General features: G+C 67.2%; 10 protein-coding genes. 2 read left to right on the top strand and 8 right to left on the bottom strand.

Annotated elements, in window-relative coordinates:
• From DBR20_RS22605 to DBR20_RS03755, 3 genes are all read right to left on the bottom strand, one after another.
• On the bottom strand, positions 1-642 hold a 642-nt coding region (locus tag DBR20_RS22605; RefSeq protein ID WP_258223196.1), incomplete at its 3' end, for a TonB-dependent receptor.
• Between the two features lie 70 nt (positions 643-712).
• Positions 713-1573: a FecR domain-containing protein gene (locus DBR20_RS03760; protein ID WP_108265233.1), complete on the bottom strand. Its 861-nt coding sequence runs from the start codon at positions 1571-1573 to the stop codon at positions 713-715.
• On the bottom strand, positions 1570-2103 hold the full coding sequence (locus tag DBR20_RS03755) for an RNA polymerase sigma factor (protein ID WP_108265232.1): 534 nt from the start codon (positions 2101-2103) through the stop codon (positions 1570-1572). Before DBR20_RS03755 ends, DBR20_RS03760 begins: the two co-directional genes overlap by 4 nt.
• A 209-nt stretch (positions 2104-2312) precedes the next feature.
• Here DBR20_RS03755 and DBR20_RS03750 point away from each other — a divergent pair, with 209 nt between their 5' ends.
• Both DBR20_RS03750 and DBR20_RS03745 read left to right on the top strand, forming a co-directional pair.
• Positions 2313-2579, top strand: coding sequence for a hypothetical protein (locus DBR20_RS03750; RefSeq protein ID WP_108265231.1), 267 nt, complete (start codon positions 2313-2315; stop codon positions 2577-2579).
• Between the two features lie 14 nt (positions 2580-2593).
• Positions 2594-3772 carry a low temperature requirement protein A gene (locus DBR20_RS03745; protein WP_108265230.1) on the top strand — a complete coding sequence of 393 codons (1179 nt, stop codon included), beginning with the start codon at positions 2594-2596 and terminating at the stop codon, positions 3770-3772.
• A 24-nt stretch (positions 3773-3796) separates the two neighbouring features.
• Here the strand turns inward: DBR20_RS03745 and DBR20_RS03740 are convergent, their stop codons facing one another.
• The 5 genes from DBR20_RS03740 to mgtA form a co-directional block, all read right to left on the bottom strand.
• Positions 3797-4312, bottom strand: a complete 516-nt coding sequence (locus DBR20_RS03740; protein WP_108265229.1) for a DUF1697 domain-containing protein — start codon at positions 4310-4312, stop codon at positions 3797-3799.
• Positions 4309-4950 carry a response regulator transcription factor gene (locus DBR20_RS03735; protein ID WP_108265228.1) on the bottom strand — a complete coding sequence of 214 codons (642 nt, stop codon included), beginning with the start codon at positions 4948-4950 and terminating at the stop codon, positions 4309-4311. Before DBR20_RS03735 ends, DBR20_RS03740 begins: the two co-directional genes overlap by 4 nt.
• Entirely contained in the window at positions 4943-6001 is a 1059-nt protein-coding gene (locus DBR20_RS03730) for an ATP-binding protein (protein ID WP_108265227.1), read from the bottom strand. Before DBR20_RS03730 ends, DBR20_RS03735 begins: the two co-directional genes overlap by 8 nt.
• 189 nt (positions 6002-6190) lie before the next feature.
• The gene (locus DBR20_RS03725) at positions 6191-6928 is read right to left on the bottom strand and encodes an MgtC/SapB family protein (protein WP_108265226.1); all 738 of its coding nucleotides are present in this window, start codon (positions 6926-6928) and stop codon (positions 6191-6193) included.
• A gap of 25 nt (positions 6929-6953) precedes the next feature.
• The coding region (mgtA, locus tag DBR20_RS03720; RefSeq protein ID WP_258223195.1) for a magnesium-translocating P-type ATPase at positions 6954-8888 on the bottom strand (1935 nt) is incomplete at its 5' end.

The raw sequence follows: 8888 nt of genomic DNA, 5'->3' as shown, positions 1-8888 counted from the left end.
CGGCACGCCGTCGACCATGTAGAGGATGCCGCGCCCACGCATGCTTTCGCCATAGTTGGACATCTTCTCGCGTGCCGGGGCGAAGGCCGGGATCTGCGAGGACAGCACGCGCGACACATCCGAACCCAGTGCCAGCTGCTGCTGGATATCCTCACGGGTGAGCACGGTGATGGTGTTGGGCATGGCGGACTCGCCCTGCGGCATGCGCGCAGTCGACGCCGACACGGTTACTCTGCCGAGCGAGGTCGCGGCTGCCGGCGCTGCTGCGGTGCGCGGGCTGTCCGCTTTTGCCGCCGGCGTCGCGGTTGCGACCGCACTGCGGATCACGAACACGCCTGGCGAGCGCTCCTCGACGTCCAGGCCTTGGCCGGCAATCAGCCGTTGCAGCGCCTCGCGTGGGGCATAGCGGCCGTCCAGCGCTGGTGCCTGGCGGCCGGCAACGCTGTCCGCAGCGAACAGCAGCTGGATGCCGCTCTGCCTGGCCATCGCATTGAGTGACTGCTGCAGCGGGGCTGCCGGAAGATGGACGTCCACCGTCGTGGGGGTGGACTGCGCCGCCACCGGAAGGGCGGCGCACAGGCTGACGGCCAGCAGGGCAGGCGTCAGGCGGCGCAGGGCAGCGGGCAGGGCAATGCGGGTCATGCGGGGTCCTTCAGAGGGGTTCAAGCAGCAGCCGGATGAGCAGGGCCACAACCCACCCTCGGTGCGGAATTCAGTGGCGTGCGGAGATGTGCACGCTGCCATCGTCGCGGGGATGGACGGCGACGGGCAGGATCTCCGGCAGCAGCGCCAGCGCGGTGGCGGCATGGTCGCCATCGAACACACCCGACACCTGCAGCGTGGCCAGACCGGGTTCGTCCAGTACGATCGCGCCGCGGTGATAGCGCTGCAGGCTGCGTACCACTTCGCCCAGCGGGGTCTGCGCGAACTGCAGCCGGCCCTCGGTCCATTCCCTGCTGCCGGTGGCGATCGGCTGCGGTTGCTGGACCGGCCCCGTTCCTGCCAGCAGCTGCTGGCCAGGGTGCAGGTGCTGCTCGCCATCGCGGCCGGCCACGCGCACGCCGACCTTGCCGCGCCACAGGCGGATCTCACTGCGGTAGCCGCGTCGATCCACATCGAACACCGTGCCGTAGTTGCGCACCTGCACCGGTCCGGCATCGACCTGGAACCGGCGCCAGCGCGATGGCGCCACCTCGAAGCGGGCGCGTCCGGAGACCAGCACCGTGCGACGCGAACGCACGTGGCTGCGCACCTGCAGATGGCTGTCTGCATCAAGTTGGATACGGCTGCCATCGGCCAGCAGCACGCTGCGACGCTCGCCGATGGCTGTCTGGTAATCGTGCTGTTGCCAGCCGGGATCGAAGGCGTAAAGCCCGCCCAGTCCAGTCACCAACAGCAGGCCGAGCACGGCGCCGCCGATCTGCCGGCTGCGATGAGGCCGATACAGCTGCACCGGGTCGGGCACCGGAAACAGTGCCTTGAGGGTTTCCCGATGCTGATCCAGCACACGATCAGGCGAAGGCGCGCCGGTCTTGTCCGGGCGTGGGGTGCGCGGGCGGCGTGGTGCTGTCACGTCAGCGCCCGCACATCCAGCGTCTGCCGGCAATCGACCATCGCCAAGCGCAGATGCCGCTCGACGGCCTTCAGGCCGATGCCCATGCGCCGCGCAACCGCCGCCTGCGGCACGTCATGGATCTTGTGCAGGATGAACACCTGGCGGCGTCGACAGGGCATCGCACGGATGACCTCGACCAGCCGTTCCAGTTCCTGCGCGGCGGCGGCCTGCCTGACCGGGCCGGCGCCTTCGCAGGCGGCATCTGGCAGTTCGGCACGGGGTTCCACCCACTGGCGGCGCAGGTCTTCGGCACGGCAACGATCAACCGCTGCGTCATGCGCCATCCGCCGCAGCAGCGCCATCGGCTGCCGCACATCTGCCGGGGTGGGGCGCTCCAGCAGGCGTACGCAGACGTCGTGCACCACCTCGCGGGCCAGCCCGGGCGAGGCGAAGCGACGGCGCAGGTAATCCACCAGATCCTCGTAGTGGCGCACCAGCGAGGACACCAGCGGCAGCGCAGGTGGAGGGGAGTGCGGTGGCGTGGACATCCGGGAAAGCGGTGCAGGCGGGTAGGGGTGGGGCCACGCAAGGCCAGCCCTGCGCGGTGCCACGATAGTAATGGGAACTGTTCGCATTTGCTATCGGGTGTACCACAGCGGGATTGTTCGTGGCCGCCGGAAAGTGAATCCACGATCACCCTCTGCAGCGCACACTCGGCCGCAGATAGGCTGCAGGGCAGCCATCGGGGAGAGTGACCATGCACGTGCTTCTGGTGATCGTCGGCGGGTTCCTGTTGCTGGGCGTCTTCGTCCTGTTCGGCAGGCTCTGGAGCACAGGCAGCTCACAGCTGCCAACGGCGCTGTTGGCCTTCATCGGCACCTGGCTGCTGGTGTCGGTGGCCAATCTGTGGGTGGGGGTCAGCCGGGCGGGCTATACGGTGCGGGAGGAGCTTCCGATCCTGCTGCTGGTGTTTGCCGTTCCGGCGCTGGTAGCCGGTGTCATTTTCTGGCGGCTGGGCCGCTGAACCGAGGATCCGCGATGCCGGCAACACCCCGTCTTCCTGCCCTGCGTCGTCGCGACGGCCATCATGCGCGGGTGACCTACGAAGAACTGTTCTTCGATCTGGTCTACGTGTTCGCCGTCACCCAGCTCAGCCACCACCTGCTGCACCACCTGGGCCTGCTGGGCGTGCTGCAGACGCTGGTGCTGTGGTTTGCGGTCTGGCTCGGCTGGCAGTATGCGTGCTGGGTCAGCAACTGGTTCGACCCTGAGGCGCCGCGCATCCGCGGCCTGCTGTTCGTCACGATGCTGCTGGCGTTGCTGATGTCTTCGTCCATCCCCGAAGCCTTTGCCGGACGCGCATGGATCTTCGCCGGCGCCTACGCCACGATGCAGGTGGGGCGGACGCTGTTCGTCCTGCTGGAAGTAGGGCGCGCGCACCCGCTGGCCGCCAATTTCAGGCGCATGCTGGCCTGGGTGAGCGTTTCGGCCTGTTTCTGGCTGGCCGGTGCAGCGGTCGAGGGCAATGCGCGGCTGGCACTGTGGGCACTGGCCGTCGCCTGCGAATACATCTCGCCGATGTTCGGCTTCGCGTTTCCCGGCCTCGGCCGCTCGCGTACCCGCGAGTGGACCATCGAAGGCGGGCATCTGGCCGAGCGCTGCCAGCTGTTCGTGATCGTCGCACTGGGTGAGACGCTGCTGGCAACCGGCGGCGTGCTGAGCGAGGTGGAGCACTGGAGTGGAGAGGTGGTTTCGGCGGTGCTGGCGACCTTCGCCGGTACGCTCGCGATGTGGTGGCTGTACTTCGGCATCTCCAGCCGCGACGCCACCGATACCATCGCCCGTTCCGACGACCCCGGCCGCATCGGCGCCTATTTCCACTACGTGCACGCGCTGCTGATCGCCGGCATCATCACCACCGCCGTCGGCAATGATCTGGTGATGGACGAACCGGAGGCGGCAGTGACCCTGCCGTATGCCGCGATGCTGGCGGCGGGACCGTTGATCTACCTGCTGGGCAGCGCACTGTACAAGCGGGCGGTCTACGGCCGCGTGCCGCGATCACACCTGGCAGGGGCGGCGGCGCTGGTCGTGCTCGGTTTCGTGCTGCCATGGATACACCTGCTGGCCGCAGGGTGGCTGACCAGCATCGTGCTGCTGGCGGTGGGGCTGGCCGATACACGGTTGAAGCGAAGCATTGCAGCGACGCGCAGTTAGGGGGGCTGCCCGGCAGGCCCGACCTCAGCGCAGCTCCGCAGCCATCGCCGCCAGTCGGCTCACGGTGTTGATGTTGCGGCCGGTTCCGTTTGCTGCGAAGGGGACGCGCAGGCGCGAACCGGCCATGCCATCGCCGTAGTGGATGAACAGCTCGCGCTTGCCGAGGGCAAGCTGTTCTTCGCCGATACCGGTGACGCCCTGCAGCGGGTCCTTGGGCAGCGCTTCATCAACGAACAGGGCGACGACACGGTTGCCGGCAGCGGCCTTGAAGGGGTTGCGGACGATCACTGCGGCCATCTCGGCAGCGGTACGCACCAGCACGCCTACCGGCTTGCCTGCATAGGCATGCAGGCATTGCGCCAAACTGTCGCGCACACCCGCTTCGTTGAGCGGGCTGCTGAACACGGCATTGCCGCTGGCGATATAGGTGCGGACATCGCGGAATCCTGCGCGCTGGCACATGCCCACCAGTTCGGCCATCGGCAGCTTGCCGGTGCCGCCCACATTCACTGCGCGCAGCAGGGCTACATATGCGGTCATGGCGTGCTGCCCTGCAGCCGGTCATACATGCGCACCAGATCCACCAGGGTGCGCGCGCCCATCTTGCGCATCAACTGCGCGCGACGCACCTTCACCGTGATCTCGCTGACACCAAGGTCGGCGGCGATCTGCTTGTTGAGCCGGCCCCGTACCACGCCTGCGACCACCTCGCGCTCCCCGCTGTTCAAGGTGTCCCAGCGCTGCTGCAATGCGCCCAGCAGGTCACCCTCGCGGCGTTGCAGTCGATTGAGCTCGATGCCCTTGTGGATCGCGTCCAGCAGTTCCTGGTCACGGAAGGGCTTGGTCAGGAATTCGATGGCGCCTTCCTTGATCGCATTGACCCCCATGGCGATGTCGCCGTGCCCGGTGATGAACACCACCGGCAGGTGCAGGCCGTGGCTGGCCATGGTTCGATGGAAGTCCAGTCCGCTCTGGCCGGGCATGCGCACGTCCAGCACCAGGCAGGCCGGGGCGTCCTCCATCGCATGGGCAAGGAATTCGCCGGTCGAGGCGAAGGCCCGTACCTGCAGGCCCATCGAGGCCAGCAGGTCTTCCAGCGCAGCACGCACCGAGGCATCGTCGTCGATCACGTAAACGATCGGTGATGGTTCCACAGGGGGCGTCGTGGGTTTACGCATGCTGGCCCTCCCTGGGCGTGGGCAGCTCGAAGGTGAAGCAGGCGCCGCCGCCTGCTGGCCGCTCGGCGCGGATATGGCCGCCGTTGGCCTCGATCATCGAGCGGCTCAGGCTGAGGCCCAGGCCGAGGCCGTTCGCCTTGGTGGTCCAGAATGCATCGAACACGCGGTCAGGCTGCTCCAAGGGCAGGCCGATACCGCGGTCGCGCACGCTCAGGCTGACGTGGCCGTGCCCATCATGCGTGGTCAGCAGCGACAGCCTGCGCTCGCCCGTGGGCGTACCGGCCATCGCGTCGACGGCGTTGAGGATGAGGTTACCGATCACCTGCTGCACCTGCACGCGGTCGGCATGGGCGGGGGGCAGGTCGCTGCCCAGCACCAGCGCGACCGTCACACCATGCTGCTCCAGTTCGCTGTGCGACAGCGCCAGCATTTCCTCCACGGCCTGATTGAGATCGAAGGCCTGGCGCTCTGGTGCGGCCCCTTGGGTCAGGCCGCGGATGCGGGCGATCACGTCACTGGCGCGATGGGCGTCGGCGACGATGCGGGCGATGGTCTGACGTGCCTTGTCCAGGTTGGGCGGATCCTGGGCCAACCAGCGCTGGCTGGCCTCGGCACTGCTGGCGATGGCAGCCAACGGCTGGTTCACTTCGTGCGCGATGGAAGTGGTCAGCTCGCCGACCGTGGATGCACGGGCAACCCGCAGCAGGCGGGCTTGTGCATCCTGCACGGCGGCCTTGGCCACTTCCATCTTCAAGGCCAGGTACGTGGTGATGCCGATCACCAGCATGCCGATCGCTGAATTGACCAGGCCGATGCGGTAGGTGCCGAAGCGGGTCAGGAAGAAGCTGAGGCCGGTCAACGCGATGCAGACCGCGGCAAGCAGGATGAGGCCGCGTGCGGGCAGGCGCCGCGACGCCGCGAGGATGACGGCTGCGTAGAAGCAGGCGGCGGCAACGGCGTAGTCGGTAACCGTATCGACCAGGAAGATGGCCGCCATCACGATGATCAGGGCCAGCACGACCAGGGGGCGGCGGGGCGACAGCGATGGCATCGGGACGGCTCCCTGGCGTGGGTGGAAAGGATAGCAAAGCGCTGTTCGGTAGATGCCGACCGTGGTCGGCATGCGTTGTCCGCGGTCATGGTGCCTGACGGATTGTGCCGACCACGGTCGGCACCTACCAAGGCGGTGCACGGTAGTGCCGGGCCATGCCCGGCGGAATGCATGCACCAGCGGCCGGCACTACTCCTCCAGGCTGGCGTTCCAGAATCCCTGCAGCACGCCCGGCGTGGCCGCAAGCGTGGCCAGCACGGCATCCAGTTCGCCGCCATCGACCGTGGTGGCGTACAGCACCGCTTCGATCTCGACATCGCGCTCACCGAACGGGCGCTGGTCGACCGCGCGCACCGGATACTGCGCCTGTTCCAGCAGCAGCAGAAGCCGGTCGAGTACCTCGGCCTGCTGCTCACGCTGGCAGACCACGTTGATCGCGTAGGTCGCCTCGCTGAACGCTTCCGGCAACGGTTGCCGCTGGATGCGGTTCACCACCGGTCGCAGCAGGGTGTTGGCGGCCAGTACGAACAGCGCAGCCAGCACCGCTTCGGGCAGCAGCTTGATGCCCGCACAGGCGCCGACCGCCGCCGAGCCCCACAGGGTGGCGGCGGTGTTCAGGCCCGATACCTGTGCGCCATCCTTCATGATCGCGCCGGCACCGAGGAAGCCGACGCCGGAGATCACATAGGCCACCACGTGCAGCGGTGACGGCGGCCCGCCGTACAGGTCGTGGAAGCGCACGGCGAGGTCGACGAACACGGCGGCGCCCACCGCCACCAGCGTGTTGGTGCGCAGGCCGGCGGTGCGCTGGCGGAACTGCCGCTCAAGGCCGATCAGCGCGCCCAGCACGAAGGCGACAGACAGGCTGATCAGCGAGCTGAGGGTCGCGCCCGCGTTGAACGCGGGCAGGTGGGGGTTGAAGTCCATGACGGCTCTCCCTGCGCCGATGCGCTTACTGCCAGCCGTAACGGCGGATGTAGAGCTTCTTCAGCGCGGTGGTCAGCACCGCATAGCCGAACAGGATCGCCACCAGGAACGGCCAGTAGCCGGCCGGCAGCGCCTGCAGCTTGAAGTAGCCTGCCAACGGGCTCATCGGCAGGATCACGCCGATCGCCATGATCGCCCCGGTCATCAGCAGCAGCGGCGGCGCGGCGATGCTCTGCAGGAACGGCACCTTGGGCGTGCGGATCATGTGCACGATCAGGGTCTGGGTCAGCAGACCGACCACGAACCAGCCGGACTGGAACAGGCCTTGGTCGGCCGGCGTGCGTGCATCGAACACGTACCACATCAAGGCGAAGCAGCTGAGGTCGAAGATCGAGCTGATCGGCCCGAAGAACACCATGAAGCGGCCGATATCCGCGGGGTTCCACTTCAGCGGCTTGCGTACCAGTTCCTCATCCACGTTGTCGAAGGGAATGGCGATCTGCGAGATGTCATACAGCAGGTTCTGCACCAGCAGCTGCAACGGCAGCATCGGCAGGAACGGCAGGAACGCCGAGGCCACCAGCACCGAGAACACGTTGCCGAAATTGGAACTGGCGGTCATGCGGATGTACTTCAGCATGTTGCTGAAGGTGCGCCGCCCCTGGATGACGCCTTCCTCCAGCACCATCAGGTTCTTTTCCAGCAGGATGATGTCGGCGGCCTCCTTGGCGATGTCCACCGCGCTGTCCACGCTGATGCCGATGTCGGCCGCGCGCAGCGCGGGAGCATCGTTGATGCCATCGCCGAGGAAGCCGACCACCTTGCCCTGTGCACGCAGTTCGCGCACCAGCCGTTCCTTGTGCAGCGGCGTGAGGCGGGCGAACACGCGGTGTTCCTGCAGTGCACGCGCCACGGCCGCGTCATCCATGCGCTCGATCTGCGGGCCGGTCACGATCGTATCGGCGTCCAGGCCGACCTGGGCACAGACCCGGGCGGTGACCAGTTCGTTGTCGCCGGTGAATACCTTTACTTCCACACCGTGCGCGGCCAGCGCCTGCAGCGCCTGCGCGGCCGACTCCTTCGGCGGATCGAGGAAGGCCACGTAGCCCACCAGGGTCAGATCGCGCTCGTCGGCCTGCGAGTACACGCTCTGGCTGGCCGCGGTTTCCTTCATCGCCACGGCCACCACGCGCAGGCCCTGTTCGTTCAGTTCCTCGGTGGTCTGCCGCACGCGGGCCAGGCGCTGCTCATCCAGCGGCATGTCCTGGCCGTTCTCGCGCACGGTGCTGCACACCGCCAGCATTTCCTCCACCGCACCCTTGCAGATCAGTTCGTGATGGTCCTCGCGCTCGGATACCACCACCGACATGCGGCGGCGCTCGAAGTCGAACGGGATCTCATCGACCTTGCGGTAGTCCTGCGACAGGCGCAGCGAGCTCTGCAGCTCCACATGCTCCAGCACCGCACGATCCAGCAGGTTGATCAGGCCGGTCTGGAAGTGGCTGTTGAGGTAGGCGAAGGTCAGCACATCCTCCGAATCCTGCCCGAACACATCGGTGTGCCGCTCCAGCGCGATCTTGTCCTGGGTGAGGGTGCCGGTCTTGTCGGTGCACAGCACTTCCATCGCACCGAAGTTCTGGATCGCGTCCAGGCGCTTGACGATCACCTTGCGCCGCGACAGCAGCACCGCGCCCTTGGCCAGGGTGGAGGTGACGATCATCGGCAGCATTTCCGGGGTCAGGCCGACCGCCACCGACAGCGCGAACAGGAACGCTTCGGTCCAGTCGCCCTTGGTCCAGCCATTGACCAGCAGGACGAACGGCACCATCACCAGGGCAAAGCGGATCAGCAGCCAGCTGACACTGTTGACGCCAGCCTGGAACGCTGTCGGTGTACGATCGCTGGCACTGCTGCGCTGGGCGAGGGTGCCGAAGTAGCTGCTGTTGCCGGTCGCCAGCAC

The organism is Stenotrophomonas sp. HMWF023 (assembly GCF_003060985.1).
Classification (GTDB): domain Bacteria; phylum Pseudomonadota; class Gammaproteobacteria; order Xanthomonadales; family Xanthomonadaceae; genus Stenotrophomonas; species Stenotrophomonas lactitubi.
This window is presented reverse-complemented; position numbering and strand designations above follow the sequence as displayed.